Origin of the sequence: Frankia sp. Mgl5 (assembly GCF_023242985.1) — a bacterium.
GTDB lineage: Bacteria > Actinomycetota > Actinomycetes > Frankiales > Frankiaceae > Parafrankia > Parafrankia soli.
In genome coordinates, this window is the sequence record NZ_JALKFY010000136.1 from 1 (window position 1) to 270 (window position 270).

1 protein-coding gene is annotated in these 270 nt (G+C 56.7%); it reads right to left on the minus strand.

Translation table 11 applies throughout. The annotated features are described in order from the left end of the window. A partial coding sequence (locus MXD62_RS08705) for an NAD(P)-dependent oxidoreductase (RefSeq protein WP_368862342.1) occupies window positions 1-270 on the minus strand: 270 nt, incomplete at both ends.

Below are 270 nucleotides of genomic sequence, written 5' to 3' on the forward strand. Positions count from 1 at the left end.
CCCCTGCGAGAACCCGAAGCACATTCTCCGCCACGGTTGTCGCCATGATCAGGTTGCATTCAACGGTTGTGCCCCCTACATGCGGGGTGACGATCACGTTAGGCAGGGATAACAGCGGCAGATCTGGCGCAGGCGGCTCCGGGTTGAACACATCAAGGCCGACTCCGGCAATTTTGCCCTCTCGCAACGCTTCATACAAATCATGCTGGTTGACCACTCCTCCGCGAGCCGTATTTATCAGGTACGCGGTTGGCTTCATCAGGGAAAAAT